Genomic DNA, 25,579 nt, shown 5'->3' on the forward strand with positions numbered 1-25,579 from the left:
GCCGATCGGCTACAAGTGGAGCATCACCGAATCGACCCGTCGGCCAACGTCATCCTGCGCACGATCGCGCTTAGCGTCGCACGGCTCCGCTCCGCGGTGAGAACGAATGAAATCGGCCGCGACGCGCTACACGCTGACCTGGAAGCTCAGGCTGTAGAAAACCGATCGGGCCGGAGCCCCTTCTTCGGATCGGCCCTGAAGCAGGCGGCAGAGGATCGTTAGCCCGCCGTTCGACTGAACGTCCTAGACGGGAATGCAGGAGCCGCGAGACGCTATTCGGGTAACAGTGAAACGAACAATCGTGCCGCCCTGCTCGGCGCGACCTGAACTGGAGACTGAAATGGCTTTCGTGACCACGGATGACGGCGCAGAGATCTTCTACAAGGACTGGGGCAGCCATGACGCGCAGCCCATCATGTTCCACCACGGCTGGCCGCTCTCCTCCGATGACTGGGACGCCCAAATGCTGTATTTCCTCGCAAAGGGGTATCGGGTGATCGCCAGTGACCGGCGAGGTCACGGCAGGTCATCCCAGATCGGCACGGGTCACGACATGGACCACTACGCCAGCGACGCGTCCGCCGTCGTCGAGCACCTCGACCTCCGCAACGCCATCCACATCGGGCACTCGACAGGCGGCGGCCAGGTCGCGCGCTACGTCGCCCAGTACGGAGAACCGCAGGGACGGGTCGCCAAAGCGGTCCTGGTCTCCGCGGTGCCGCCACTGATGGTGCAGACCGACGCCAACCCGGACGGCACTCCGATCGCGGTGTTCGACGGGTTCCGCGAGGCGTTGGCCGCGAACAGGGCCGAGTTCTTCCAGGCTGTGGCCGCTGGGCCGTTCTACGGGTTCAACCGCCCGGGCGCCACCGTCTCCGAGCCGGTGATCGCCAACTGGTGGCGTCAAGGGATGATGGGAAGCGCTCTCGCCCACTACGAAGGCATCAAAGCCTTCTCCGAGACCGACCAGACGGAGGATCTGAAGGCGATCTCCGTGCCGGTGCTGGTCATGCAGGGCGATGACGACCAGGTCGTGCCGTACAAAGATGCGTCGCTGAAGCAGGCTGAACTCCTCCAGAACTCGACGCTCAAGATCTATGAGGGCTACCCGCACGGAATGCTGACGACCCACGCCGACGTCATCAACCCCGACCTCCTCGCGTTCATCCAGCAGTAATCGCCGCCGTCGGCGTTCCGGCGGCGGTGCAGCTAGGCCGCCAGGTACGTCCCGTGCCCGCGCCTCACGAATTCGCCGTCGAACTCGAGCACCTCGCAGACGACCCCGCCGTTCTGGTTGCGGTAGCGGATCACGATCGTGCTCGCGCCGACGTAGTGGTCGAGCACCTCGAAGTGGAGGTCGGGGAGCGCGGCGAGCCCCGCCGTCCAGTAGGTGCGGAGCGCCTCCTTGCCGCGGGCCACGCCTCCGCTGCCTGGCAGGAAGCGCTCCGCGAGCGGGGACGTGAAGACGACGTCGTCGGTGTAGTGGTCGAGCAGGCCCTCCAGATCGTGGGCGTTCCAGTCGGCGACCCACTGGTCGACGAACCGGCGGGCGAAGTCGGCGCTGATCATCCCCACAGCATGGCACCGCGGCGGAAGGGCTGGCCCGATCGGTAGCGTGGAGGCATGACGTTGCCTCCGCTGCTGGTGTCGGCCGTCGCGGTGGTGCGCGACCGACGGGTGCTCATGGTCACTGCGCGCGGGCGAGAGGTCTACTACATGCCCGGCGGCAAGATCGACGCGGGCGAATCGGCGGCAGAGGCCGCGGCCAGGGAGGCGCGCGAGGAGGTGTCGCTCGTCCTCGACCCGGCCGGGCTCACCGAGCTCTTCGAGGTGCGGACGCAGGCGCACGGCGAACCCGACGGCCGGATGGTGCACATGGCTGTCTTCCGCGCCGAGACCGACGCGGAGCCGCGACCGTCGGCCGAGGTGGGCGCCTTCCACTGGGTCACCACCGTCGACGCCGATCGCTGCCCGCCCGCCGGCCGCGCGGTCCTCGAGCGCCTGGCGGCGCTCGACCTCATCGACTGACGGTTGAGATCCAGTCGTTCCATTTCCACAACGCTGCACGGCCGCGTCCGCCTGTGGAGTCTCCGCTGAGCTTGGTCACATTCGGGTTGGAGGCGAGGACGCGGTTGAGGTTGGAAAGGATCGGGACTTTGCCGGTAAGTGCTGTGGTCAGCGAGCTCGCGACATTACCGGGAAACGTGTCGCCGGTGAGGGCGCGCGTGGTGGCAGGGTCGGTCCAGAGCCGGTTTCGCGCCTGCTCGAGGGCCGCGTCGATGATGGCATCGTGGTCGAAGGGCAGGCCGAGCTCGGCACCGGTCGGGGACCACACCGTGTGGTCCCCGGACCCGGGTGTGACGATAGCGAGAAAAGCGATCGAGATCGCGTGCGAGCGGGGGTCGCGGCCAGGGCGATCGAATGCGCCGAGCTGCACCGTGCGCAGTACGTCGGAGGCGTGGATACCAGTCTTGTCCTGCAGCGCCCGATACGCGGCCACGCCTAGGCGTTCTCCAGAGCGGAGCAGCACCCCGGGGAGCGCCTGATGACCGGCATACGGCTCGAATAGGCGCGTCGCGGTTCCGACGCGGAGCCCGTCGACAACGGAGAACGCTAGCGGGACGACGTCGATCGCGATCAGCGGCTGGTCGAACTCAGACTCCGGGCTCCTTCCCGCGCCTTCCATGATGGACTGCTCCCTCCGTCGATCAGATCTGGACGAGGTCGCGTGCCCTGCGCTCGGCACGGGCGGCGCGTTCGGCCTCGAGCGTGGAGCGGACCTCCGCGAAGGACTGTGCGGCGACGAACTGCCCATCGATCCAGACGGGCCGGATCTCCGACTGTTTCTCCTGCGCTGGAGTGGCCTGCTCGACCATGTAAAGCTCGCCGGTCTCGTCACGGAGGACGGCAAGGCGCCCCTTCGCTGACTTCTTGCCGCTGCCGGTCTTCGGGTCCTTCTGGATGTCGACCGGATTGCCATTGACAAGGGCCCAGGTGGCTTTCACGGCTGAGCCGAGGACGTCGCGCGTCAGATACGCGAACGTGTACGAGCCGATGCCGAGGACGACGTTGGTAGAAGCCCAACCTTTGGCTTCGAGCCGCTCGAAGATCTGCTTGGCGCGCTCGAGGGTGATGGAGTCGCCATAGATGAGGCCGATATGGCTGTCGAGCTCCTTGTAACCCCGTTCGTTGACCGTGTAGCCGAACAAGTCGCCGAGGACCTCGATCGCGCCGAGGTCGGCAGGGCCGTAGGCCCCTGCGGCCTTCTCTGCCTCGTACATGGCTCGGCTTTCCTGGTCCTTGACGATGATCTCCCCCGTGATGATATCCACTGGGTCGCCGGAGTCGGGTCGAATGACGAGCTTGCCATCGCGGGCCATGATCTGGTCCTTCATCTGGGGGAGCAGGTTGGTGAGTACGCCCCAGAAGTCGAAGCCGTCGGCGACGGTCGAGACGATGCCCTCGGGAAAGACTTTGAGGATTCGCTGGAATGTGTCCAGTTCGCCCGCCCGCCCTTCCAAGCACATAACGGAGTGCTCCGTGGCGGGGACCGAAGCACCGACCCAGCCGTTCTCCCCTGGGTAGTACCGGCTGATCCAGTCGAGAGCGGACATGGTGTCGGTGCCGAGGAAGGACAGGAGGTGGCCGGCGCCGGATGCGGCGGCAGCGTCGATGGAGTGCTGGCCACGGAACGAGAAGTCGTGGGCCTGAAATCCGATCCCGTCAGCGTCGCCGCCCGTGCGCGCCCCCCACTCTTCCACGAGTTCGCGGTACAGGGAGGAGATGGTAGCGACGGTGGTCGGGTGCCAGATGCTTGCGGAGAGGGCGGTCTCGATGTAGTTCGGCAACCAGAAGAACTCGGCATCGGTGTTCTCGATCAGAACGGTGGCGATGCCGATGGGGGCGAGCGTCCCCTCGGGGAGGGAGCGGACGACTAGGGGGAGGTAGCCCTTGCGGTGGAGAGCCCGGATGTGATCGCTGCCGATGTCGTTCGGGCCGAAGTAATCGAGCAGGACCTTCTCGAACTCAGTGGCGACGGTGTCCTCGTGGGCGGCAAAGAATGGCGCCCAGGCCTCATTGAGGTACTGCTGGCAGAAGGCCTGGACTCCGAAATGGACAGCGTGTGTCGCGTCGGGGAGAAATCTATTGGACCGGTTCGTCCAGTTGATGAGGATCGCGGTGGTGCCGGGTGTGTAGGCCATGCGGTGTGACTGCTTGTATCCGTCTGCGGCGAGGAGTGCGGCGATCGGGCTGGCGCTCGATGGTCCGGCATTGAGGGTGGCGACAGTGTTCATTGCTGTGATCCGTTCTGTGGGCGGGTGCTAAGTGATTTGTGGTCATTCAGTCGGCGAGGCCGAGGTCGGTTTTGACGGGAGCGTCGCCGCTGCCAGTCGCGGCGATGAGCTGTCGCTGAAGCGAGAGGACGCGCGGCGTGACGCCGAGTCGGCTAGGGTCTCCGGCAGCCGGGCGATAGCTGTCGGTGGTGACGATCTCTCCGAAGTGGTCGTGGAGCAGGTGGGCGTTGCCCGAGAAGATCCCGTGGCTGACGTAGAGGCCGAGGCGGTCTTTGGGGAGGCCGGTAGCCTCGGCGAGGCCCATGAAGGTCCCCCCGCCGTCGCAGATGTCATCGACGACGAGGAACCGGCCGCTCGGGGGAAGCAATTCGCAGGTGAACCCGGATAGCTGACCGGTAGCGGGGTCACGCTGCTTTTCGGCGCGGTAGAGCGGGAGGTGGCACGCGTCGGCGACACGGGCGGCCCGGTCGAACGCGCCCTTGTCGGGCGCGATGATGCCCTGATAGCGCTGGGGTTGCTCGTCGTCGTCGGCGCGGCCGACGACGTGGTGACGGACGAGGGTGGTCGAGTCGATGACGGTGAGATTGTTCAGCAGGCTGGGCATGACGAGGGAATGCGGGTCGACGCAGACGATCTGGTCGACGCTCATTCCGTTGATCACGTCGGCGTAGACGCAAGCGCCGAAGGGTAGGCCGCGGTCTTGGCGGGCGCCGGGGAGGTAGGGCATGTGGAGGACGGTTCGGGCGCCGCGCTGACGGGCGGCATCGGCCCACATCGCGAGCGTGATGAGGTCGTTGCCGTCAGCGCCGTAGATGCGGGCGACCTCGGTCAGCGGACCTTTTCCGGCGTTGTCGTTGGCAACCTTGATGTGTGCTTCGCCGGCGGGGAAGCGCATCTGCTCGAAAGTCGGGGCCGTGATGTACCCCGGCCCGATGTGTGTGGTGAGTTCTACCGTCATAGTCGCAGTCTATCAATAAACTAATCGACGTGACTAGTTACTCGTTCATGGTGTGTCGGCGAGCTGAACTGGCAACTCCGGTTCGCGCTCAGTGTCTACGCGAGCACCGCATTCATATCGGAGTGCTGGCGTGTACCGGTGCGCTTCGGTGATGCGACACTGGGCTTCGCCCCTCATTGCGGGCGATGATGATGCGGCGGTTAGTGTGTGGATGTGAGCGAGAGCGGGCGGGCGCCGGGCGTGCGGGAGGTCGCGGCGGCGGCGGGCGTGTCGCGGCAGACCGTCTCGCGCGTGCTCAACGAGCACCCCAGCATCCGCCCGGAGACGCGCGAGCGCGTGCTGAACGCGATGGCCGCTCTCAACTTCCGGCCCAACCGCGCCGCCCGCATGCTGACCACCGCGCGGTCTCGCACCATCGGGGTACTCGCGGCGTCCGCGTCGTCGCTGTTCGGTCCGGCCTCCAGCATCGACGCCGTCGAGCAGGCCGGCCGGGAGGCCGGTTACTTCGTCACGGTGGCGCACGCGGCCTCCCTCGACCGTGCCGAGCTGGCCGCCGCCATCGACCACCTCGGCGCGCAGTCCGTGGAGGGCGTCGTAGTGATCGCCCCGCAGCGGGCGGTTCAGGAGGCCATGGCCGCGCTGTCGCTGTCGGTCCCGTCGGTGACGTTGCACGGGGCGGGGGTGGCCGGAGACGACGGTGTGTTCGTCGACCAGTTCGAAGGCGCCCGCATCGCGACCCGCCACCTGCTCGACCGCGGGCACACCCGCATCGCGCACCTGAGCGGGCCTGGCGACTGGTCGGAGGCGCGCGCCCGGCGCGACGGTTTCGTCGCCGAGCTGTCGGCCGCAGGGCTCGAGGCCGTGGTGTCGCGGGAGGGCGACTGGACGGCCGCCTCCGGTGCGGCCATCGGCGCCGAGCTCCTCGCGGGCCCGGAGGCTCCCACCGCGATCTTCTCGTCCAACGACCAGATGGCGCTCGGCGTGCTGCACGCGTCGCGGCTGCTCGGGCTGCGCGTGCCGGAGGACATCGCGCTCGTCGGGTTCGACGACATCCCGGAGGCCGCCTTCTTCTCGCCGCCGCTGACGACCGTGCGGCAGGACTTCCCCGAGCTGGGCCGGCGCTGCGTGGCGCGGCTCGTCGCGCTCATCGAGGGCCGCGAGCTCGCGTTCGCCGCGCCCGTGGCGCCCGTGCTGGTGCTCCGCGACTCGGCCTGACCGGCTCCCGGGTGATCGAGGGGCGCGCAATGGCCGCTTCCCGGGCGTTTTAGGGGCGTTTACCCGCCCCTCGGGGATGGGTTATCCTCGGAGAATCAATGTGACCGGTCACACGCGCACGAGATGCGTGGTCGACACGACGAAGTGAGGGAACCGCCATGGCGCCAGCCACTGATGACGAATCCGCGGTGTCAGCCCGCAGCGCGATCCTCTCCGGCCGCACCGTGCTCGGCATCGAGTTCGGCTCCACCCGCATCAAGGCCTGTCTGGTCGACGCCGACGACCCGGCGACCGTGCTGGCCGTGGGCTCCCACGACTGGGAGAACCAGTTCGTCGACCGGATGTGGACCTACTCGCTCGACGCGGTCTGGTCCGGCCTCCAGGCGGCCTACGCCGACCTCCTCGCCGACGTCGAGCGCCGCCACGGCGCAGCGCCGCAGACGTTCGCGGCGATCGGCGTCTCGGCGATGATGCACGGCTATCTCGCGTTCGACGCGGACGGCGAGCTGCTGGTGCCGTTCCGCACCTGGCGCAACACCACCACCGGCGCCGCGAGCGCCGAGCTGAGCGAGCTGTTCGGCGTCAACATTCCGTTGCGCTGGTCGATCGCACACCTCCACCAGGCCGTCCTCGACGGCGAGCCGCACCTGGCCCGGCTGCACTCGATCACCACGCTCGCCGGGTACGTGCACGGGAAGCTCACCGGCCGTCGTGTCCTCGGCGTCGGCGACGCGTCCGGGATGTTCCCGATCGACGCGACGACCGGAGGCTACGACGCCGGGCTCGTCGAGCGGTACGACGCGCTCGTCCGCACGCGCATCGACCTCCCGGCGCTCGCCGACCTCCTGCCCGAGGTGCTCGTCGCCGGCGATCCTGCCGGTGAGCTCACCGCCGAGGGCGCCGCATTGCTCGACCCGACCGGGTCGCTCCGCCCCGGCGTCCCGCTCTGCCCGCCGGAGGGCGACGCGGGCACCGGCATGGTCGCGACCGATTCGGTCGCCCCGCGTACCGGCAACGTCAGCGCGGGCACCAGCATCTTCGCCATGGTCGTGCTGGAGCGCCCGCTGGAGCGGGTGCACCACGAGCTCGACCTGGTCACCACCCCGGCCGGCGACCCGGTCGCGATGGTGCACTGCAACAACGGCGCGAGCGAGCTCTCGGCGTGGGCGTCGCTGTTCGGGCGGTTCGCGGAGGCCGCCGGAGCACCGGTCGCGGCAGACGCCGTCTTCGAGACCCTGTTCCGCGAAGCGCTTACCGGGGAGCCCGACGCGGGAGGCCTCCTCGCCTACAACTACCTCGCCGGCGAGCCGATCACCGGCCTCGAGGAGGGCCGGCCGCTGGTCGTCCGCACACCCGACAGCCGCCTGACCCTCGGAAACTTCGTGCGCGCCCAGCTCTACGGCGTCTTCGGCACGCTCGCGCTCGGCATGCGCGTGCTCGACGGGGAGGGCGTGGCCCTCGACCGGATGTTCGCGCACGGCGGCATGTTCCGCACCGCGGGCGTCGCGCAACGCTTCCTCGCGGGAGCGATCGACACCCCGGTCTCGGTCGCCGAGACCGCGTCGGAGGGCGGGGCGTGGGGCATCGCGGTGCTCGCGGCCTACCTCCCTGCTGCGCGGGCAGGCGTGACGCTCGACCGCTACCTCCGCCGCGACGTCTTCGGCGGCTTCGTGTTCGAGACGACCGAGCCGCACCCCGACGACGTCGGCGGCTTCGCCGCCCACCTCGACCGCTACCGCGACGGCCTGGCCGCCGAGCGCGCCGCCGTCGAGTCGATCGCTCTGAAGGGAGCCGCCCGATGACCACCGACCTCGAGACCCCCGCCGTCCGCCGGGTGCGGGAGCAGGTCGCCGCGCTGCACGCCGAGCTGGTGCGCTACGGGCTCGTCGTCTGGACCGGCGGCAACGTCTCCGGCCGCGTGCCGGGAGAGGAGCTGTTCGTCATCAAGCCGAGCGGCGTCGACTACGACGACCTCGCCCCCGAGAACATGATCCTCTGCACCCTCGACGGCGCGGTGGTGCCCGGCTCGCTCGGCTCCGAGCGCTCGCCCTCCAGCGACACCGCAGCGCACGCCTACGTCTACCGCCATCTCCCGGAGGTCGGCGGTGTCGTGCACACCCACTCCACCTATGCCACGGCCTGGGCCGCGCGCGCCGAGGCCATCCCGTGCGTCATCACCGCGATGGCCGACGAGTTCGGCGGGGAGATCCCCGTCGGCCCGTTCGCGATCATCGGCGACGACTCGATCGGCCGCGGCATCGTCGCGACGCTGGAGGGCCACCGCAGCCGCGCGGTGCTCATGCAGAACCACGGCGTCTTCACGATCGGCCGCGACGCCCGCGACGCCGTCAAGGCCGCGGTGATGGCGGAGGACGTGGCCCGCACCGTGCACGTCGCCCGCCAGGGCGGCCCGCTCGTCCCCCTCCCTCAGGAGGCCATCGACAGTCTCTTCGACCGCTACCAGAACGTCTACGGACAGAACCCGGAAGGATCCCTCTCCTGATGCCGAAGCTCTCCACCTCCCTCGATGGCTACGAGGTCTGGTTCCTCACCGGCAGCCAGCACCTGTACGGCCCGGAGACCCTCGCCCAGGTCGCCGAGCAGTCCCGCACGATCGCCGACCAGCTCGCCGCCTCGACCGACATGCCGGTGCGCGTCGTCTGGAAGCCCGTCCTCACCGACTCCGACGCGATCCGCCGCATCGCGCTGGAGGCCAACGCCGACGACGCCGTGATCGGCCTGGTCGCCTGGATGCACACCTTCAGCCCCGCGAAGATGTGGATCGCCGGCCTCGACGCCCTCCAGAAGCCGCTGCTGCACTTCCACACCCAGGCGAACGTCGAACTGCCGTGGGGCGAGATCGACTTCGACTTCATGAACCTCAACCAGGCCGCGCACGGCGACCGCGAGTTCGGGTACATCCAGACCCGGCTCGGCGTTCCGCGCACGACCGTCGTCGGCCACGTGAGCGACCCCGCCGTGACCTCCCGCATCGGCACCTGGGCGCGTGCCGCGGCGGGCTGGGCGGCGACCCGCTCGCTCAAGCTCGCGCGCTTCGGCGACAACATGCGCTTCGTCGCGGTCACCGAGGGCGACAAGACGGAGGCCGAACTGCGGTTCGGCGTGCAGGTGAACACATGGGGCGTCAACGACCTCGCCGACGCCGTCGCCGCTGCGGCTTCGTCCGATGTCGACGCTCTGGTCGCCGAGTACGAGGAGTTGTACGACGTCGTCCCCGAGCTCCGCCGGGGCGGCGACCGTCATCAGTCGCTGCGCGACGGCGCCGCGATCGAGCTGGGGCTGCGCTCGTTCCTCGAGGGGGGCGGCTTCGGCGCGTTCACGACCAGCTTCGAGGACCTCGGTGCGCTCACGCAGCTGCCCGGCCTGGCCGTTCAGCGCCTCATGGCGGAGGGCTACGGCTTCGGCGCCGAGGGCGACTGGAAGACCGCGATCCTGGTGCGTGCAGCGAACGTCATGGGGGCGGGTCTCCCGGGCGGAGCCTCGCTCATGGAGGACTACACCTATGACCTCACGCCCGGCGACGAGCGCATCCTCGGCGCGCACATGCTGGAGGTCGCGCCCTCCCTCACCTCCACGAAGCCGACGCTCGAGGTGCACCCGCTCGGGATCGGCGGCAAGGACGACCCGGTGCGCCTGGTCTTCACGGCCGACCCCGGTCCCGCCGTCGTGGTCGCGCTCTCGGACATGCGCGACCGGTTCCGGCTCGTGGCCAACGTCGTGGAGGTCGTGGAGCCGTCGGCTCCGCTGCCCAAGCTGCCCGTCGGCCGCGCCGTGTGGAAGCCGGCTCCGGACTTCCGCACCTCGGCGACCGCGTGGCTGGAGGCCGGCGCGGCCCACCACACCGTGATGAGCACCGCGGTCGGCATCCAGGCGTTCGAGGACTTCGCCCGGATGGCCCGCACCGAGCTGCTGATCATCGACGACGACACCACGCTGCGCGCGTTCTCCCGCGAGCTCGACTGGAACGCCGCCTACTACCGCCTCGCCCGCGGCATCTAGCCGCGGCCTCCACTCCCGGTCGCCGGCATGTCATCGGCGTCGGCGCCCGGGTCCCACCTCCACGCGCCGGCCGTCGAGTGCGCGAACAGTCCGCGCACTCGACGGCTGCGGCGGCGCGGTCAGGAGGTGCGCTCGACGGGGGCCTGCAGCTCGGTGATCCAGTCGGGGCCGGGGGCGTGCCCGGTGGCCTGCACGTAGACCTCGCGGGTCGGGCCGACGATGCGGTAGCCGTCCTCCACGAGGCGCTCGGTGAGCGCCATCCAGGAGTCGCCGATTCCGGACATGTCGCCCACGTGCCGCACGGTCGCCGCGAGCGGCACGGCCGGGAGCTCGACGACCTCGTAGCCCTCGCCGGGCTGCGGCGGCGTCTCGGCCGGGTACGAGATGTGCACCTCCAGCCGCTCGTCGTCGCGCGCTTCGTACCAGAAGACCGAGGGCGCGAGGATCGGCCGGCCCGCGGCCTCCAGCGCCTGGTCGAGCGAGCCGATGAGCGGCCCGACCATCGGGCCGACCAGCTCGGGACCCATCCCGGGCGCGGTGCCGCTGACGGCGTAGACGGTGAGCGCCTCCAGGGGGCGGTATTCGACGGGTGTGGACATGGTCTCCGTTCCTTCCAGTATGCGGAGGCGCCGCTCCAGGCGGTCGAGCCGGGTGCGGTCGTCGGCGATTCCCGCCTCCAGCTCGGCCCGGCGTTGCCGCAGCGCCGCCGTGAGGGCGGGCCGCGGGTCGGCCGAGGCGAGCACGGCGGCGATGGCGTCGAGACCGATCCCGAGCTGGCGCAGCTCGACGATCAGCAGGAGGTCCCCCAGCTGAGTGTCAGAGTAGTAGCGGTACCCGCTCCGCTCGTCGACGCGCGCCGGCGGCAGCAGACCGATCGCGTCGTAGTGCCGCAGCATCCTGACGCTGATCCGCCCGATCGCGGCGAATTCTCCGATGGTGTACATGATGGAAGCCACGCTCCAGCCTGACACGATGTGAGGGTCAAGCCCCATTAGGGTGAGCGCATGGACGACGCGTCTGCGCCCGAACCGACCACGCCGGAGGCCGCACAGCCGCGCAGGCGCAGCGTCGCCCGGCGCACTCTGATCGGTACGGGCATCGGCGTCGCGTCGCTCGCCCTCCTGGGCGCCGGGGCGGCCTTCGCGGTGGAGGAGCGGATCCTGCCGGGCCGCTCGAAACTCCATCAGCTGCTCGGTCTGAACGGCGAGCCGGGCCGGATCCCGTCGACGGCGCCCGGCCCGGAGGTCTCCGGGTCGTTCGTCTCGGCCGCCCGCCTCGGCGTGACGTGCGGGTGGACGGTGAGCTACCCGCCGGGGGCGAAGCCGGGCGACGCCCTCCCGGTGCTGGTCGCGCTGCACGGCTACGGCGGCGACCACCGCTCCGCGTTCGGGAACGGACTCGGACTCGACCGCTTCCTCGCGCAGGCCGTGGAGCGGGGGTCGCGGCCTTTCGCCGTCGCGTCCGTCGACGGCGGCAACACCTACTGGCATCGACGGTCGAGCGGGGAGGACGCGGGCGCGATGGTGACCGACGAGTTCCTCCCGGTACTGGCACAGGCCGGGCTCGACACGTCGAAGGTGGCGCTCTTCGGGTGGTCGATGGGAGGCTACGGCGCCCTCCACCTCGGCGGCCTGCTCGGCTCCGCCCGGGTCGCGTCTGTCGTGGCGGAGAGCCCGGCGATCTGGCACACCGCCGCCGAGGCCGCCCACGGCGCGTTCGACGGCGCAGCCGACTTCGCCGCGAACACGCCGTTCGGCCAGGAGGCCGCGCTGGCCGGCATTCCGCTGCGCGTCGGCTGCGGAACGGGCGACGGCTTCTGCCCGAACGTGCAGGACTACGTCGCAGGCCTCCACCCGCACCCCGCAGGAGGCTTCCCTCCCGGAGGCCACGACCTCGACTTCTGGAGGCGCGAGGCCCCCGCGCAACTCGCCTTCGCCGCCGCCCACTTCGCCTGACCGCCGAGGAGGTCGATCCCAGTGGACGACGCCACGGTTCCTGACCGATCATGGGCGTACCGGACGACGGCGGGTCGGCTCGGAGGACGGAGCGCGTGATGGGGATTGTTGCGGTCACGGGGGTGACGGGGGCGGTCGGGCGGCTCGCGGCGGATGCGCTGTCGTATGCGGGCGTCCCGTTCCGGATGCTGGCGCGCTCGCCCGAGCGGGCGCCGAGGTACCCGAACAGCGAGATCGTCGCCTGCAGCTACGGCGACGCCGCGTCCGCGCGCGCGGCGCTGGAGGGCGTCGACACCCTCCTCATGGTGTCGGCCGCCGAGAACGCCGAGCGCCTGCGCGAGCACGTCACCTTCGTGGACGCGGCTGCGGCGGCGGGCGTGCGGCACATCGTCTACACGTCGTTCTTCGGCGCTGCGCCCGACGCGACCTTCACGCTGGCGCGCGACCACTTCGCCACCGAGGAGCGGATCGCGGGCAGCGGGATGTCGTACACGTTCCTCCGCGACAACCTGTACCTCGACTTCGTCGAGTTCATGGTGGGTGAGGACGGCGTGATCCGCGGCCCGGCCGACCACGGGCGCGCGGCGATGGTCGCCCGCGCCGACGTCGCGCGGGTCGCCGCGATCGCGGTGCAGCATCCCGAGCAGCATCGCGACGTCGCCTACGACCTCACGGGGCCGGAGGAGCTGACGATGTCGGAGGTCGCCGAGAAGCTGACCGCGCACCTGGGCCGGCCCGTGTCGTTCCACGACGAGTCGGTGGAGGAGGCGTACGAGTCCCGCAAGAAGTGGGACGCCCCGCAGTGGCAGTACGACGCCTGGGTCTCCACCTACACGGCCATCGCCGCGGGCGAGCTCGCCGGAGTCAGCGGCGACGTCGAGCGCGTCACCGGCCGCCGTCCGCTCTCCCTCGACGAGTACCTCGACGGCGAGAGATGACGAAGGGCACGTCGTTGTCGCTTTCCGCGTGGAGAAGCGGCAACAACGTGCCCTTCGCGTGGTGGGTTAGTGCTGGTCGTCGCCCCCGTGGCCGTGGGTCGGGACGACCTGCGTGACGGCTCCGGTGGTCGGGCTCAGCAGCACCTCCCGCTGCTGCGGGTGATGCCAGTCGAACAGCCCGTTCAGCGAGCCGGCACGGCTGTCGAAGGAGGCGTCGCCGATCCGGCCGGTGCCCCAGTTGTCCTCGATGAACTTCAGCGGGCTGGTCTGCTCGATCGCGGTGTGGTCCACCGTGTTCTGAGCGGCCCACGGCGAGACCACGAGGAATGGCAGCCGCTGGCTCGGGCCGCAGCGGTCGGCGTAGCCGCCGGCGACCTTCGAGACGCTGGTGCAGACCGTGGAGTCGACGGCCGCGTCGTGCGAGCCGTTGGTCACGGTCGGCGCCACGTGGTCGTACCAGCCGTCGGAGTCGTCATACGTGACGATGACCGCGGTGCTCGACCAGTCCTTCGACTTCTGGAGGGCGTTGATCTCGTTGACGACGAACTTCTGCTCGTCCAGCGGGTCGGAGTAGCCGGCGTGCCCGTCCTGCGCCTCCGGAGCCTTGAGGAACGAGACGGCCGGCAGGTTGTTCGCGGCGACGGCCTTGTCGAACGAGGTCAGGTCGTACTGGTGGTTGGCCTGGTCGGTGTGCCCGATGGCCTTGGTCGACGTCGGCGGCAGGTGGTGCGGGTTCGACGTTGACTTGTAGTACGAGAAGGGGTTGTGGTGCGGCGAGTAGTCCTTCGGCGTCGCGCCTCCTACGTTCGCGGTGGTCGCGTCGCACTTGGCGTAGCTGCCGGACTGCCCGTTCCAGGCGGTGGTCGGAGTGAAGCCGCCCTGGAACCAACCCCAGGTGACGCCGCGCGCGTTGAGCAGGTCGCCCACGTTCTTGCCGGCCATGCCGACCAGCGCGGAGGTGGCGGTGTGGTCGCTGTCGGAGCAGTCGTCGTACACCGGGTCGGGGTCGCCGATGACGGTGCCGACGCCGGCGGCGTTCGGCGACTGTACGGCGGTGGAGGTCGGCAGCACGGCCCCGGTCTTCGGGTCGTACGCGGTGCCGCCGTGGGTCTGGCCCGAGATCAGGTTCAGCGCCCCGGGGGTCGAGGGACCGAACCCGGTGTCCCACATGTTGTCGCTCATGGAGTAGTTCTGGGCGTAGTTCCAGAGCCCGGTGACGGTGTTGCCGTCGTAGTAGTCCATGACGAGGCCCGGCTGGCCGAAGGCGCCGGAGCACGTGTCGGTCTCGGTCTTCTGGACGAACATGTCCATCTTGCCGCCGTCGACCGCCGCCTGCTCGGCCGCGTAGCTGTGGTTCTGGTCGCAGGTGAGGGCCTGCGCCGAGGTCAGCCGCGACGGCTTGTAGAGGTTGGGGTTGTTGGTGAGGGTCCCGCTGGTGACGAGGGTGTTCGCCTTCGGGGTGTTCGGGGCGGTGTGGAACGCCGTGCCGTCGGTGTTCGCCGCGTTCGGATAGGTGCCGAAGTAGTGGTCGAAGGAGATGTTCTCGTCGAAGATGACGACGAGGTGCTTGATCGGAGTCTGGGTCTGGTGGGAGTGGTCGGGGCCTCCGTGGTCGGGGAACGCCGACGCGGGAGCGACCGCGAGCACGCCGGCCGCCGTGAGGGTCGCCGCGCCGAGCAGCGCCAAGCCGGCCGAGGCGACCGGGTGGCGCCGCAGGCGAGAGAGTCTGGACATCCTGCTTCCTTCTGTTCGATGGGTGTTTCGGGACCTCCGGCTCACGCGAGCATGCTGCGCCCGAGCCAGTCGGAGGAGTCGCGCGCTCCGGGGAGCGCGAAGTAGTAGCCGCCGCCGAACGGCTGGATGTAGTCGGTGAGCGGCTCGCCGGCCAGGCGCTTCTGCACCGCCACGAACTGGCGGTCGAGGTCCTGGTTGAAGGCGACGAAGACGAGGCCCATGTCGAGCGTCCCGTTGGCGTCGACGCCGCCGTCGTAGTTGTAGGCGCGGCGCAGCATCCGCTGGTCGGCCGACGCCTTCGTGCGCGGGTTGGCGAGCCGGATGTGCGCGTCGAGCTGGATGACGTCGCCGGTGGGGTCGTTCTCGAAGTGCGGGTCGTCGTGCTCGGCGGAGGCCGTGAGGGGTGCGCCGGTGTCGCGGCGGCGGCCGATCATGTTCTCCTGCTCATGGAGGTTCACGCGATCCCAGAACTCGACGAGCATGCGGATGACGCGGGCGACGTGATAGCTGCCTCCCGTCGCCCAGGCGGGCTCGCCCGACCCGCCGCGCGCCCACACGAGCTGTTTCATCAGGGCGGCGTCGCTCGTGTCGGGGTTGCTCGTGCCGTCTTTGAAGCCCATCAGGTTGCGCGGGGTGCCGCTCGGCCGCGGCGGCGAGACGAACCCGTCCTGCCGCCAGCGCACGCCCATCCCGCCGCGGGTGGCGCGGGCGATCTCGCGCACGGCGTGCGTGACGGCGTCGCGGTCGTCGGCGCAGACCTGCAGCAGGAGGTCGCCGTCGCAGACCTCGCGGCGCAGCGAGTCGTCGGGGAACTCGTCCATCGTCCGCAGCTTCGCGGGTTTGGCGGAGGCCAGTCCGTAGCGGTCGTCGAAGAGCGAGGCGCCGACCGAGAGCGTCACGGTGAGCCCGTCGGCGACGACGGTAGGGCCGAGCACACCCGAGTCGCGCGGCGGCGCGGTCAGCCCGGGGTCGGGAGGCGTGCCTCCCGTGGTCAGGAACCGCGCGCGCTCGGTGATGGTGCGCAGCAGGTCGGCGAGCTCGGCTCGGGAGGCCGCGGTCACGTCGAGCGCCACGAACGCGGCCGATCGCTGCGCGGGGGTGAGGATGCCCTGCTGGTGCTCGCCGTGGAACGCGAGGGCGCCCGTGGCGGCACGCGACCCGGCCGCGTGCGATGCGTGCGCCGCGCCGAGTCCGCCCGTCACTTCGCCCGTCGCAGCGACACCCGCCGCGACGCCGGCGCCCGCGTGCAGGAAGTCCCGTCGTCCGATGCCCGTCACGGGTCCCTCCTCGGGTCGCAGATGGCCGCCACCGGAGCGAGCAGCTCGGCGGTCTCGCTCAGCGCTGCGTCGACGTGCTCGCGCTGGGCGGTGGTCAGGGCCGAGAGGCGCGTCCAGGTTCCGTCCGCGCCACGGAAGCCCTCCACGAGCTTCTGCGTCGCGGCGATCGACTGCTGCGTCGCCGCCAGGCCGGGGTAGCGGGAGGCGAGGATGCCGTCCAGCGGCGCCAACGCCTGCGCCGCGCCGGACAGATTGGCGTCGATCGTGGCGAGCTCGGTCCCCGATCCCGCGTCGGCCGCGCCGGCGAGCACGTCGCGGAGGGCGTCCTCCACGATCTCGTGCGCGCGCAGGCCCATGTCGCCCGGGTCGATCTGCGCCGAGGGGAACGCGGCGATCAGCTGGTCGATGTCGGCCACGAGCTGCTGCGCCGGGCCGACGGCGGCGGAGGCCGACCCCGCGGTGAAGAGCGGGGCCTCCACTGCGTGGAAACCCGTCAGCCCGTGACCGGGGAGCCCGTCGATTTCGTCGCCGATCTCGCCGAAGGCGTCGTAGGCGGCGCCGAGCGTCTCATACGTCGTGTGGGCGGTGAGCCAGTCGCGGCGGGCAGCCGCTAAGTCGCCCTCCTCGGCGTCGGCCGCGACTGCAGCGGCCTGCTGGCGCAGGGCGGGGAGGCGCGATGCGACCCAGGCGCCGTAGGCCTGGGCGGCCGGGATGAGGTCGGTGCGCGTCACCGGCACGATGCCGGGGGTGAGCGCCGATCCTCTGGGCGCGGGGCCGACCGCGACCGTCGGCCCGCGCACCGGATCGGCGTCGGCCGGCAGGCACACGAACCGGTAGCGCCCGGAGCCGAGGGTGACGCGGGCGTGCGCGTGGGCCCCTGCGCCGATGCTCTCGAGGTCGAGGTAGACCTTGTGGGTGTCGAGGGCCTGGAGGTAGACCTCGATGCCGCCGACCGTGGTGTTGTCGACGTCGAAGGCGGCCGTGCCTCCCGGCGCCGTGCCTCCGGAGCCCCAGCCGTCGCCGCAGTCGTCCATGCCCGCGGTCACGGCGATCTCGCCCGACGGCGCCGCGTTGACCGCGGCCGGCCGCACGGCGACGGCGAGCACGATCACGACGGCGACCACCGCGGCCAGTACGCCGAAGAGCGCCGTGAGTCGGGCGCGCTGTGACATCGGCGGGAGGCCTCCTGGTCGTGGAACAGGAGCGAGCCTAGGAGGCGCCTGTGCGTCGCTGGAGGGCCTTCATTCGATGTTCACCCGACGGTCACGCCGACAGCCCCGAACGGGGGACGCGGAGCCCTCCGGGAGTCGGCCAGGCACCTCTTGTGCATCTCGTCTACTCGACAACTGCGCAATCCGGCGTACGTTTCGTTTTTTGGGTTCTTCTAAAGTGGACGTGTCCATGAGACCATGCACTATATGAAGGATTCTCACGGTATTGATGTCGCTGAGCCCGCCTCCGCTCACGGCCCCGGTCGTGCGCCTGCAGGAATCCCCTTGACCATCCGCCTGGGCGAGCGCGAGTTCGCCGCGCTGGTCCGAATCGCCCGCCACCGCGAGACCACCGCGGCCGAGCTCGTCGAGCAGCTCGTGCTGCACGCGCTCAGCCGGGCCGACGTGCCGCCTCCCGCCGAATCCCACCCCGCACGCAAGCACACCACCTACGAGGAGGCCACGGCCGGCTTCCGCGCCGACGGCGGCGTCAGAACACCACCCGATATGTGACGTAGCCACGCGCGGTCGCGCCGTCGTATCGTGTCGCCAGCATGGCGGCGCTGTGTCGCCATCGTGGGCGAGACGGGGTGCATGATGACCGATGTTCGCGTGACGGGCTGGACAGGGTGGGCCTGGTTCGCGTCGATCCTGCTCTTCATAGGGGCGGCGATCGACCTCTTCTACGGTTTCATGGCGATCTTCGCGCCGGACACCGCGTACTTCGTGTCGCCGAAGGCGTTGGTGAGCTTCAACCTCCAGGCGTGGGGATGGTGGTCGGTGATCATCGGCGTGCTCCTGCTGCTCGCCGGGATCTTCCTCGTCCGCGGCGCGCTCTGGGCGCGCATCTTCGCCGTGATCATCGCCGCCCTCAACGCGGTGACCCAGCTGATGTCGCTGCCGGCCCAGCCGTGGTGGTCGATCGTGATGGTGACCGTCGACCTCCTGGTCATCTACGCCGTGACCGTGCACGGGCGCGAGCTGAAGGTGCTCGCCGGCGAGGACTAGTCCCCGAGCCCGGCGCTCAGCCCGCGCATCAGCTCCCGCATCGAGGCGCCGCGGGGGACGCCGTACATCGTGCCGGGGAAGTCGAGCTCGCGCTGTACCTCCCACAGCTCGTCGTGCCGGTCGGGTGAGAACAACCGGGCGGGGTCGCCGGCCGCGATCCAGCCGATCGGCACCACGGTGTCCGGGGGCAGCACGGAGTTGACCTGCAGCACGGCGTGGATGCGCAGCTCCGATCGAGCGCCGACGACCGCGCCCGCGAACACGCACGCGCCCGTCGCGACGAACACCTCTTCCTCGATCCGGGCCCCGGTGATGTTGGTGTGCGGGCCGATCAGCACGGCGTCGCCGACCGTGACCGGATGCCCGGCGCGCCCCCGGAGGACCGCGTGCTCCATGACGAGCACATCCTCCCCGATGGTGATCGGGCCGCGCGAGCCGTCGAGAACGGCGCCGGCCAGGACCCGCGCGCCCGGCCCGAGTACGACGTCCCCGCTGAGCACCGCGCTCGCCGCCACCGACGCCGTCTCGTGAATCCGCACCATCCCCTCACCCTAGGGCCGCGGCCGGATCGCGTGCCCCTCGGCGCCGCGGCAGGCAGCTACTGGTGCTCCGAATGCCCCAGCACGTGCACGGGGATGCCGAACGAGAGTGCGACGCAGAGGATGCCGGCGAAGAAGACCAGGCCCTCCCATGCGGGCAACGTGTCTGCGAGGCCGAGCAGGAAGAGCCCCACCAGGAAGAGCAGGAAGCACAGGATGAATGCGATCACGTCGCCCATGCCGCAACTATCCACCTCGCCCTTCGGCTTGGCAAGAGCGCCCGCAGGCGCGATGCTGTGCTGGTGGAGCAGCGAACGGTGGAGGGACGTACCGCCCGGGCGCGCGGCCTACACCTGCTGCGCCGCATCGCTGTTCTGCTGGCCGACTGGGAGTACGTCCTCCGTCACCAGCTGCGTGCGGCGTTCGACCGCGCAGAGCCCGCCGCGCTGGTCGACGACAGCGGAACCGGCGAACCCGTCGTCCTGCTGCCGGGCATCTACGAGACCTGGCGATTCCTGCACCCGTTGGCGCGTCGCCTCCACGCCGCCGGCCACCCCGTGCACGTCGTCTCGGCGCTCGGCGACAACCGGATGTCGCTCGAGCAGGCGGCCGACCTCGTTCAGCGCCACCTCCTCGAGAACCACCTGGGCGACGTGACCATCGTCGCCCACAGCAAGGGCGGCCTCGTGGCGCGCACGCTGCTCGGCCGGCCGGAGGTCGCCACCCGCATCCGCCGCGTCGTCGCGATCTCGACGCCGTTCTCCGGATCGGTGCTCGCCCATTGGATCCCGATCCCTGCCGTACACGCGCTGCGGCCCACGGGCCCCGACTTCGTCCGGCTCGCGACCGCCGAGGTCGACGTGTCGCGCATCGTCTCGATCTGGGGCTGGTTCGATCCGCACATCCCGGGAGGCTGCGCTCTGCCGGGAGCGCGCAACATCGAGGTTCCGGTGGGCGGCCACTTCCGTATCCTGGGCAGCCCCCGGGTGCTCGCGCTGGTGGACGACCTCACGGACGACTTCGCCGACGACGTCTCCGGCCGCTGATCCGCCGCCGACGGACCCTGTTGCGCATTCGCCGCGCACCGCTATCCTCGGCCTCGTGAAGGCCGGGCCGCCCGCATGGCGGACGGCGGACGGAGAGGGCGACCATGACGCGAACGATCCGGAGGGCGCCCGCCGGCCTGCTCGGCGCGTGCGCAGCGGCTGCGGCCGTCGTCGGCCTCCTGGCGGGCTGTGCGGGAACCCCGAGCGGCGCAGCGGTCGTCGGCACCTGGGGCTCGACCGCCGCGAAGCAACCGAACCTCACGATCGAGAACGACGGCGCGTTCTCCGGCACCGACGGCTGCAACCGGCTCACCGGCCGCGGCTCGATCGACGGCGACAGCATCACGTTCGGGCCCATCGCCAGCACGATGATGGCGTGCACCGGGGTCGACGAGTGGCTGGGCAAGGCCGCAACAGGAACGGCCAAGGGCAACACCATGGTCGTCTACGACATCAGCGGAAACCAGATCGGAACACTCCCCAAGAAGTGATCCGTGGGACCGGAAGGGGGCTCGCATGGCGCAGCTCGAGTCAGACAACCCATCGGCGAGCGGCGACACCCGCCTCGCCCCCGCCTACACCGGGCGGCTCTCGCGTAAGAGCCCGCCCAGCGTGCTGCCCGACGAGGCGACCGACCCGGCGTCGACGTACCGGCTGATCCACGACGAGCTGCTGCTCGACGGCAGCTCGCGACTCAACCTCGCGACGTTCGTGACGACGTGGATGGACCCGGAGGCCGAGTTCCTGATGGCCGAGGCGTTCGACAAGAACATGATCGACAAGGACGAGTACCCGGCGACCGCGGCGATGGAGCGTCGCTGCGTCTCGATCGTCGCCGACCTCTTCCACGCCGAGCCCGGAGAGCCGACGGGCGCCGCCACGATCGGGTCGAGCGAAGCGGTCATGCTGGGAGGTCTCGCGCTCAAATGGCGGTGGCGTGCGCGTCGCGCTGGGGCGACCGGAGGCGCAGAGCCGGGAGGCATGCCCAATCTGGTGCTCGGCTCGAACGTGCAGGTGGTGTGGGAGAAGTTCTGCCGCTACTTCGAGGTCGAGCCGCGCTACCTCCCCGTCTCGAAGGGCCGGTACGTCATCACGCCCGAACAGGTGGTCGATGCGGTGGACGAGAACACCATCGGCGTCGTCGGCATCCTCGGCACGACCTACACGGGCGAACTGGAGCCGATCGCCGAGATCTGCGCGGCCCTCGACGCGCTCGCGGCCTCCGGAGGCCCGGACGTCCCCGTGCACGTCGACGCGGCGAGCGGCGGTTTCGTGGTGCCGTTCCTCGACCCCGACCTGGAGTGGGACTTCCGCCTGCCGCGCGTGGTCTCGATCAACGTCAGCGGGCACAAGTACGGCCTCACCTACCCGGGCATCGGGTTCGTGGTGTGGAGGTCGCCCGAGCACCTGCCCGAGGATCTCGTCTTCCGCGTGAACTACCTCGGCGGAGACATGCCGACGTTCACGCTGAACTTCTCGCGCCCGGGCAACCAGATCGTGGGCCAGTACTACAACTTCGTGCGGCTGGGCCGGGCGGGGTTCACAGCGATCATGGAGGCGCTGCGCTACATCGCTCTGCGGATCTCGTCGGGCCTCGCTGAGGACCCGGTGATCGACATCATCACCGACGGGTCCGCGATCCCCGTGCTGTCGTTCGCGCTGAAGGAGGGCACCCCGTACACGGTCTTCCAGGTCTCCCACGAGCTGCGCGCCCGCGGCTGGCAGGTTCCGGCGTACACGATGCCCGCGGACGCGACCGATGTCGCCGTACTGCGGATCGTCGTGCGCGACGGCTTCAACGCCGACCTGGCCGACGACCTCGTGCGGGATGTGCGCGCCGTCTGCGCCGAGCTCGGGGAGCAGGCGCAGAAGGCGGGAGCAACGACGGAGGCCGGCGCGAAGGCGACCGAGTCCGCGCGCACCAAGTCGCACTTCGCGCACTGATCAGCGCGGCGTGAGCGGGGCCCGAGCGTGAGCGGCGAAGGAGGCGAATGGGAGCGGAACAGGGTTCTGCTCTCTGACGTCTCCTTCGCCGTGGGGTCGGCGTGCTTCGCCTTCGCCGCCCTCCCGTCGATCGCCGCCACGATCGGGGCGATCGCGACGAACGTCGTGTTCGTGATCGGCTCGATCTTCTTCACCGCGGGCGCGGGGCTGGCGCTCGGCCTGCCGAACCGAAGTTCGTCCATCATCCAGTTCGTCGGCACGCTGTTCTTCAACGCGAGCACGTCGCTCGCGCTCGCCGCGGCGGTGCCGGCCGGAGCCTCCGGCAGCAGCGGCTGGCGCCCGGACGTCTACGGTTCGATCTGCTTCCTGGTGTCGAGCGTGCTCGCGGTGGTCGCGCTCGCGCGTCAGAGGGCCGACGGCCCTGACATCGTCGGAGGGTGGCTCAACCTGGCCGGTTCGGTGCTGTTCGGCTTCGCGGCCGTCGGGGCGTTCGAGCTGCCGGGGACGGACGCCCTGCTGAGCCCGTTCTGGACGGGCGTCGGGACCGTGGGCGGGGCGCTGTGCTTCCTGGTGGCGGCACTTATCGGCCTCCTGCCGACGCCCTCGGGCGCCGGGGGTCAGCGCGCGGCGACGGCGTCGCGCGGTGGGGCTTAGAGCGCACGTCAACAGAGCGTCATAGGCACGCACCTAGGTTCGCGCTGGACGTTGCACGCAACTTTTAGTCCGCCCAACCGATGGTCGCAATCGAACCATGTCGCTGTCGCGCGTTCCGCAGTTGGTATGTTTGTAGTTCAGTGATCAGGCGAGTCGGCCTGCACGCAGAGTGGCGAGGGGACAGATGTCAGCGGGAAGAATCGTTTCGAGCACGGTCGATGCCGATGCGGCGGTGCATGAGTTGGTGGGTATCGACACTTCCGGGTATGCGGATCAGCAGGTGACGTTCGGGTTCGCCGCCGGCATCTCTGGGATGGACGCGGGGCGTGATGTCGCGAATAAGTTCCCGGAGCTTGCGAGCAGTATCGAGAGGCGTGATGTTGCGGATGCCGAACGGTGGGCGAGCGTCCTGTGAGTGTGGATAGGAGCGCGACGGAACGCGCGGAATTGGGCCGGCAGATCGAGCGGGTCGAATGGCAGGAGGACGAGTTCTCCGAGGCTCGGCAGCGTTACGAGCGTTCGGTGGAGCAGTTCCGTGAGCGGTTCCATGCGGTGGGGCGGGACCGGGAGTCGTCCCTCGGGGAGCGAATGCAGGCCGGTGACAGTAGCGTGCAGCACGAACTGGAGGCACGTCGCGACCTGCTGGTGAGGGTTGACCGGTACGTCGAAGAAACGTCAGAGGAGCTTGAGCAGACGCGTTCGCGAGTCCGGCAGTCGTTTGACGATGAGTTAGAGCTGCTCGCCAAGGAGAGGAACGCACTGCCGTGGGAATAAGGTTCAGCGCCCGGCAGTCGTTTGACGATGAGTTAGAGCTGCTCGCCAAGGAGAGGAACGCACTGCCGTGGGAATAAGGTTCAGCGCCGCCGATTCGAGCAATCTCATCACCGCGATGAGCAACAACGTCACGAGCGCGAACCTGATCATCGGCCGTCTGGACGCGGGGTCGCAGCATCTGATCGCCCAACTGGGCGCGGGCGTGCTTCAGGGGGCGGCGTTCACGGCCGGGCAGGGCTTGTTCACGGAGTTGATCCTGCCGGGGATCGCGAAACTCCGTGAAGCCGTAAGTGATATTCAGGCCGAGCTGGCGTCGTACGAACACGCGCACTCCGTGCTCGCCCAGTACGGGAACCTTGACCATGACGACCTCACATCCGTGAAGCCGTAAGTGATATTCAGGCCGAGCTGGCGTCGTACGAACACGCGCACTCCGTGCTCGCCCAGTACGGGAACCTTGACCATGACGACCTCACGCAGGCGTTGCAGGAGGCAAACGAGCGTCTTCGTCTGATCGAGGAGCAGATCGAACACAACAACGACTTCTTCACCCAACTCCAAGCGGTGTTCACCGGCGATCTGGAGAAACTCACCTACCAGAACACCGTGCTCGAGCGGCTCAAAGACCAAGTCGAGAGCGAGATCGATGACCTCAAGGAAAAGATCGACAAGCTGGAGTGGTTCGTCGCTGACGTGTCGAAATACTTCTCCGACAGCCTGGAAGTGATGCGCCTCGCCACCCAGGCTGCTGTCGAGTTGAACAAGGTCGCGGTCGAAGCCGACGGCAGCTACTACACCAACGGCGTAGACCTCGCACCCATTCGCGGGCTGTCCGCTGCGAAGATTTCCACGCACAGTCACGCCGGCCTCGGCATCCCTGAGGGTGAAGTGGTCTACGACACCCTTGAGCACGTCGCAGGGTTCAGTTACGAAAAACTCGTGGAATGGTTAGGTTCCGAGGATGCCAGCCGGCTCCACTCACTCGCCCGGAACAACCCCGGGCTCCTGGACTCGATGCTCCGCGAGGCCTACAAGCTGAAGGTCGACGGCGACCCACTGGGCGCCCTAGGTGCTCTCTTCAACCTCTTGAGTGAGAACGGCTGGATCGCCCTCCAGGGCGGTCAAACAATGCTCGAAAAGTTCAAAACGAACGGCGAGTGGGACCTGAAACGCTACCTCGCCGAAGACACCGGGTACGAAAGCGGTGCCTTCTATCTCCATGACCAGCAAGGACGGGTCGTCCGATCGGATGTCTTCGGAAACGTCATGTATGGCGCCATGCTCGCCCATTGGGACGTCGACCTGGAAGTCGCGCTCAAAGGCGCCAACGCCGGCACCGCCGCAGGAGTCGATGCTGGAGTGAATGACGAGCTGGATGATCGGGCCGCGAAGTTCGGCTACGACCTCTACAAGAAATATCCGAACGGGCTGTCAGAGAAGCAGTACTACGAAGAAGTAGCGAATGCGAACCTTACGGACTAGGGCATTCCTGCTCCTGGCGGCGACAATGGCTGTCCTATCGCTGACGGGATGTTCGGACCCGTTCACAGGCACAATNGAATGCGAACCTTACGGACTAGGGCATTCCTGCTCCTGGCGGCGACAATGGCTGTCCTATCGCTGACGGGATGTTCGGACCCGTTCACAGGCACAATCACGTGGAGAGGCGGCACCTTCTACGCCAGAGAAACCGGCTCGTCCCGCGTGGACAATGGACGGATGTCTTTGACGCTTCGGCCCGACGGAACCGGCTTCGGTGTGGACCTCCCGCGAGGGTATCGGAAGCCGTCAGACCGCCCGTGTACCCCGGTAACCGGCGAGAAGACCTACAGCGGCCGAATATCGTGGCACAGGGTGAACAACTTCCTGTTCGAGATAAAGTTCCCTGGCTCTCACTATGGGGTCGCGGCTCGACCAGAAAAGTTCGACGGGGACTGGACCGAGGCGCGCATCCAAGCCTGCAACGGGACGGGCGGGTATTGGTCGGTGAAAATCGCATGCGGTCAACCGG

The 25,579-nt window shown here is 69.2% G+C and carries 28 protein-coding genes; 18 read left to right on the forward strand and 10 right to left on the reverse strand.

Annotated elements, in window-relative coordinates; genetic code table 11:
* Window positions 1-340 precede the first annotated feature (340 nt).
* Entirely contained in the window at window positions 341-1,177 is an 837-nt protein-coding gene (locus tag ASF88_RS18855; protein ID WP_055922470.1) for an alpha/beta fold hydrolase, read from the forward strand.
* A gap of 32 nt (window positions 1,178-1,209) precedes the next feature.
* Here ASF88_RS18855 and ASF88_RS18860 read toward each other — a convergent pair whose 3' ends face one another.
* Window positions 1,210-1,569, reverse strand: a complete 360-nt coding sequence (locus ASF88_RS18860) for a nuclear transport factor 2 family protein (protein WP_055923097.1) — start codon at window positions 1,567-1,569, stop codon at window positions 1,210-1,212.
* Window positions 1,570-1,623: 54 nt separating this feature from the next.
* On the opposite strand from ASF88_RS18860, the gene ASF88_RS18865 reads away from it, so the two are divergent.
* On the forward strand, window positions 1,624-2,028 hold the full coding sequence (locus tag ASF88_RS18865) for an NUDIX hydrolase (protein WP_055922472.1): 405 nt from the start codon (window positions 1,624-1,626) through the stop codon (window positions 2,026-2,028).
* Here ASF88_RS18865 and ASF88_RS18870 read toward each other — a convergent pair.
* The 3 genes from ASF88_RS18870 to ASF88_RS18880 are packed head-to-tail and all read right to left on the reverse strand — an operon-like array spanning window position 2,018 to window position 5,253.
* Window positions 2,018-2,686, reverse strand: a complete 669-nt coding sequence (locus ASF88_RS18870; protein WP_055922475.1) for an NUDIX hydrolase — start codon at window positions 2,684-2,686, stop codon at window positions 2,018-2,020. The two genes, ASF88_RS18865 and ASF88_RS18870, sit on opposite strands and share 11 nt — an antisense overlap.
* 22 nt (window positions 2,687-2,708) lie before the next feature.
* Window positions 2,709-4,295: a nicotinate phosphoribosyltransferase gene (locus tag ASF88_RS18875; RefSeq protein WP_055922479.1), complete on the reverse strand. Its 1,587-nt coding sequence runs from the start codon at window positions 4,293-4,295 to the stop codon at window positions 2,709-2,711.
* A gap of 46 nt (window positions 4,296-4,341) precedes the next feature.
* The gene (locus ASF88_RS18880; protein WP_200935328.1) at window positions 4,342-5,253 is read right to left on the reverse strand and encodes a ribose-phosphate pyrophosphokinase; all 912 of its coding nucleotides are present in this window, start codon (window positions 5,251-5,253) and stop codon (window positions 4,342-4,344) included.
* 213 nt (window positions 5,254-5,466) lie between these two features.
* On the opposite strand from ASF88_RS18880, the gene ASF88_RS18885 reads away from it, so the two are divergent.
* The 4 genes from ASF88_RS18885 to araA all read left to right on the forward strand — a co-directional run bounded on the left by ASF88_RS18885 (window position 5,467) and on the right by araA (window position 10,488).
* Window positions 5,467-6,468 (forward strand): LacI family DNA-binding transcriptional regulator, encoded by a 1,002-nt coding sequence (locus ASF88_RS18885; RefSeq protein ID WP_055923098.1) that lies wholly within the window; start codon window positions 5,467-5,469, stop codon window positions 6,466-6,468.
* A 158-nt stretch (window positions 6,469-6,626) separates the two neighbouring features.
* Complete coding sequence (locus ASF88_RS18890; protein ID WP_055922482.1) at window positions 6,627-8,270, forward strand: xylulokinase; 1,644 nt, start codon at window positions 6,627-6,629, stop codon at window positions 8,268-8,270.
* A complete protein-coding gene (locus ASF88_RS18895; protein ID WP_055922485.1) occupies window positions 8,267-8,971 on the forward strand; it encodes an L-ribulose-5-phosphate 4-epimerase in 705 nt (234 codons plus the stop codon). Before ASF88_RS18890 ends, ASF88_RS18895 begins: the two co-directional genes overlap by 4 nt.
* Window positions 8,971-10,488 (forward strand): L-arabinose isomerase, encoded by a 1,518-nt coding sequence (gene araA / locus ASF88_RS18900; protein ID WP_055922488.1) that lies wholly within the window; start codon window positions 8,971-8,973, stop codon window positions 10,486-10,488. Before ASF88_RS18895 ends, araA begins: the two co-directional genes overlap by 1 nt.
* 119 nt (window positions 10,489-10,607) lie before the next feature.
* Here araA and ASF88_RS18905 read toward each other — a convergent pair whose 3' ends face one another.
* Complete coding sequence (locus ASF88_RS18905) at window positions 10,608-11,444, reverse strand: MerR family transcriptional regulator (RefSeq protein WP_235493555.1); 837 nt, start codon at window positions 11,442-11,444, stop codon at window positions 10,608-10,610.
* Window positions 11,445-11,492: 48 nt separating this feature from the next.
* Between ASF88_RS18905 and ASF88_RS18910 the strand changes: the two genes are divergently transcribed.
* Window positions 11,493-12,443, forward strand: a complete 951-nt coding sequence (locus ASF88_RS18910; RefSeq protein WP_055922494.1) for an alpha/beta hydrolase-fold protein — start codon at window positions 11,493-11,495, stop codon at window positions 12,441-12,443.
* Between the two features lie 98 nt (window positions 12,444-12,541).
* Window positions 12,542-13,381: an SDR family oxidoreductase gene (locus ASF88_RS18915; RefSeq protein WP_055922497.1), complete on the forward strand. Its 840-nt coding sequence runs from the start codon at window positions 12,542-12,544 to the stop codon at window positions 13,379-13,381.
* A gap of 66 nt (window positions 13,382-13,447) precedes the next feature.
* Here the strand turns inward: ASF88_RS18915 and ASF88_RS18920 are convergent, their stop codons facing one another.
* The 3 genes from ASF88_RS18920 to ASF88_RS18930 are packed head-to-tail and all read right to left on the reverse strand — an operon-like array spanning window position 13,448 to window position 17,564.
* Window positions 13,448-15,115: a phospholipase C gene (locus ASF88_RS18920; protein ID WP_055922500.1), complete on the reverse strand. Its 1,668-nt coding sequence runs from the start codon at window positions 15,113-15,115 to the stop codon at window positions 13,448-13,450.
* Between the two features lie 41 nt (window positions 15,116-15,156).
* Window positions 15,157-16,392, reverse strand: a complete 1,236-nt coding sequence (efeB, locus tag ASF88_RS18925; RefSeq protein WP_055922503.1) for an iron uptake transporter deferrochelatase/peroxidase subunit — start codon at window positions 16,390-16,392, stop codon at window positions 15,157-15,159.
* On the reverse strand, window positions 16,389-17,564 hold the full coding sequence (locus ASF88_RS18930; RefSeq protein WP_055922506.1) for an EfeM/EfeO family lipoprotein: 1,176 nt from the start codon (window positions 17,562-17,564) through the stop codon (window positions 16,389-16,391). The genes efeB and ASF88_RS18930 overlap by 4 nt, the downstream gene beginning before the upstream one ends.
* 324 nt (window positions 17,565-17,888) lie before the next feature.
* On the opposite strand from ASF88_RS18930, the gene ASF88_RS18935 reads away from it, so the two are divergent.
* Entirely contained in the window at window positions 17,889-18,116 is a 228-nt protein-coding gene (locus ASF88_RS18935) for a hypothetical protein (protein ID WP_235493557.1), read from the forward strand.
* An 81-nt stretch (window positions 18,117-18,197) separates the two neighbouring features.
* A complete protein-coding gene (locus ASF88_RS18940; RefSeq protein ID WP_235493558.1) occupies window positions 18,198-18,611 on the forward strand; it encodes a DUF7144 family membrane protein in 414 nt (137 codons plus the stop codon).
* On the opposite strand, the gene ASF88_RS18945 is transcribed toward ASF88_RS18940, so the two are convergent.
* Both ASF88_RS18945 and ASF88_RS18950 read right to left on the reverse strand, forming a co-directional pair.
* Window positions 18,608-19,153 (reverse strand): gamma carbonic anhydrase family protein, encoded by a 546-nt coding sequence (locus ASF88_RS18945; protein WP_055922512.1) that lies wholly within the window; start codon window positions 19,151-19,153, stop codon window positions 18,608-18,610. The two genes, ASF88_RS18940 and ASF88_RS18945, sit on opposite strands and share 4 nt — an antisense overlap.
* A 56-nt stretch (window positions 19,154-19,209) precedes the next feature.
* Window positions 19,210-19,389 (reverse strand): hypothetical protein, encoded by a 180-nt coding sequence (locus tag ASF88_RS18950; RefSeq protein ID WP_055922515.1) that lies wholly within the window; start codon window positions 19,387-19,389, stop codon window positions 19,210-19,212.
* A gap of 63 nt (window positions 19,390-19,452) precedes the next feature.
* Between ASF88_RS18950 and ASF88_RS18955 the strand changes: the two genes are divergently transcribed.
* The 8 genes from ASF88_RS18955 (at window position 19,453) to ASF88_RS18990 (ending at window position 25,050) form a co-directional block, all read left to right on the forward strand.
* Entirely contained in the window at window positions 19,453-20,196 is a 744-nt protein-coding gene (locus tag ASF88_RS18955; protein ID WP_235493559.1) for an esterase/lipase family protein, read from the forward strand.
* Between the two features lie 104 nt (window positions 20,197-20,300).
* Entirely contained in the window at window positions 20,301-20,687 is a 387-nt protein-coding gene (locus tag ASF88_RS18960; protein ID WP_055922518.1) for an META domain-containing protein, read from the forward strand.
* A 25-nt stretch (window positions 20,688-20,712) separates the two neighbouring features.
* A complete protein-coding gene (locus ASF88_RS18965) occupies window positions 20,713-22,140 on the forward strand; it encodes a glutamate decarboxylase (protein WP_082519063.1) in 1,428 nt (475 codons plus the stop codon).
* 27 nt (window positions 22,141-22,167) lie between these two features.
* The gene (locus tag ASF88_RS18970) at window positions 22,168-22,794 is read left to right on the forward strand and encodes a YrhK family protein (RefSeq protein ID WP_235493560.1); all 627 of its coding nucleotides are present in this window, start codon (window positions 22,168-22,170) and stop codon (window positions 22,792-22,794) included.
* A 184-nt stretch (window positions 22,795-22,978) separates the two neighbouring features.
* The gene (locus ASF88_RS18975; RefSeq protein WP_082519064.1) at window positions 22,979-23,209 is read left to right on the forward strand and encodes a hypothetical protein; all 231 of its coding nucleotides are present in this window, start codon (window positions 22,979-22,981) and stop codon (window positions 23,207-23,209) included.
* Window positions 23,191-23,568 carry a hypothetical protein gene (locus ASF88_RS18980; RefSeq protein ID WP_157498430.1) on the forward strand — a complete coding sequence of 126 codons (378 nt, stop codon included), beginning with the start codon at window positions 23,191-23,193 and terminating at the stop codon, window positions 23,566-23,568. Before ASF88_RS18975 ends, ASF88_RS18980 begins: the two co-directional genes overlap by 19 nt.
* 115 nt (window positions 23,569-23,683) lie before the next feature.
* On the forward strand, window positions 23,684-23,959 hold the full coding sequence (locus tag ASF88_RS18985) for a hypothetical protein (RefSeq protein ID WP_157498431.1): 276 nt from the start codon (window positions 23,684-23,686) through the stop codon (window positions 23,957-23,959).
* Between the two features lie 44 nt (window positions 23,960-24,003).
* On the forward strand, window positions 24,004-25,050 hold the full coding sequence (locus tag ASF88_RS18990) for a polymorphic toxin type 44 domain-containing protein (protein WP_055922532.1): 1,047 nt from the start codon (window positions 24,004-24,006) through the stop codon (window positions 25,048-25,050).
* Window positions 25,051-25,579: the final 529 nt, after the last annotated feature.

This window comes from Leifsonia sp. Leaf336 (assembly GCF_001423695.1).
In the GTDB taxonomy this organism is placed as follows: Bacteria; Actinomycetota; Actinomycetes; order Actinomycetales; family Microbacteriaceae; genus Leifsonia.

Bases quoted from the DNA above. Each gene is read 5' to 3' on its own strand.
- ASF88_RS18855 (WP_055922470.1), top strand. From the start codon at position 341: ATGGCTTTCGTGACCACGGATGACGGCGCAGAGATCTTCTACAAGGAC.
- ASF88_RS18860 (WP_055923097.1), bottom strand. From the start codon at position 1,569: ATGATCAGCGCCGACTTCGCCCGCCGGTTCGTCGACCAGTGGGTCGCC.
- ASF88_RS18865 (WP_055922472.1), top strand. From the start codon at position 1,624: ATGACGTTGCCTCCGCTGCTGGTGTCGGCCGTCGCGGTGGTGCGCGAC.
- ASF88_RS18870 (WP_055922475.1), bottom strand. From the start codon at position 2,686: ATGGAAGGCGCGGGAAGGAGCCCGGAGTCTGAGTTCGACCAGCCGCTG.
- ASF88_RS18875 (WP_055922479.1), bottom strand. From the start codon at position 4,295: ATGAACACTGTCGCCACCCTCAATGCCGGACCATCGAGCGCCAGCCCG.
- ASF88_RS18880 (WP_200935328.1), bottom strand. From the start codon at position 5,253: ATGACGGTAGAACTCACCACACACATCGGGCCGGGGTACATCACGGCC.
- ASF88_RS18890 (WP_055922482.1), top strand. From the start codon at position 6,627: ATGGCGCCAGCCACTGATGACGAATCCGCGGTGTCAGCCCGCAGCGCG.
- ASF88_RS18895 (WP_055922485.1), top strand. From the start codon at position 8,267: ATGACCACCGACCTCGAGACCCCCGCCGTCCGCCGGGTGCGGGAGCAG.
- araA (WP_055922488.1), top strand. From the start codon at position 8,971: ATGCCGAAGCTCTCCACCTCCCTCGATGGCTACGAGGTCTGGTTCCTC.
- ASF88_RS18910 (WP_055922494.1), top strand. From the start codon at position 11,493: ATGGACGACGCGTCTGCGCCCGAACCGACCACGCCGGAGGCCGCACAG.
- ASF88_RS18915 (WP_055922497.1), top strand. From the start codon at position 12,542: ATGGGGATTGTTGCGGTCACGGGGGTGACGGGGGCGGTCGGGCGGCTC.
- ASF88_RS18920 (WP_055922500.1), bottom strand. From the start codon at position 15,115: ATGTCCAGACTCTCTCGCCTGCGGCGCCACCCGGTCGCCTCGGCCGGC.
- ASF88_RS18930 (WP_055922506.1), bottom strand. From the start codon at position 17,564: ATGTCACAGCGCGCCCGACTCACGGCGCTCTTCGGCGTACTGGCCGCG.
- ASF88_RS18940 (WP_235493558.1), top strand. From the start codon at position 18,198: ATGATGACCGATGTTCGCGTGACGGGCTGGACAGGGTGGGCCTGGTTC.
- ASF88_RS18945 (WP_055922512.1), bottom strand. From the start codon at position 19,153: ATGGTGCGGATTCACGAGACGGCGTCGGTGGCGGCGAGCGCGGTGCTC.
- ASF88_RS18950 (WP_055922515.1), bottom strand. From the start codon at position 19,389: ATGGGCGACGTGATCGCATTCATCCTGTGCTTCCTGCTCTTCCTGGTG.
- ASF88_RS18960 (WP_055922518.1), top strand. From the start codon at position 20,301: ATGACGCGAACGATCCGGAGGGCGCCCGCCGGCCTGCTCGGCGCGTGC.
- ASF88_RS18965 (WP_082519063.1), top strand. From the start codon at position 20,713: ATGGCGCAGCTCGAGTCAGACAACCCATCGGCGAGCGGCGACACCCGC.
- ASF88_RS18975 (WP_082519064.1), top strand. From the start codon at position 22,979: ATGTCAGCGGGAAGAATCGTTTCGAGCACGGTCGATGCCGATGCGGCG.
- ASF88_RS18985 (WP_157498431.1), top strand. From the start codon at position 23,684: ATGAGCAACAACGTCACGAGCGCGAACCTGATCATCGGCCGTCTGGAC.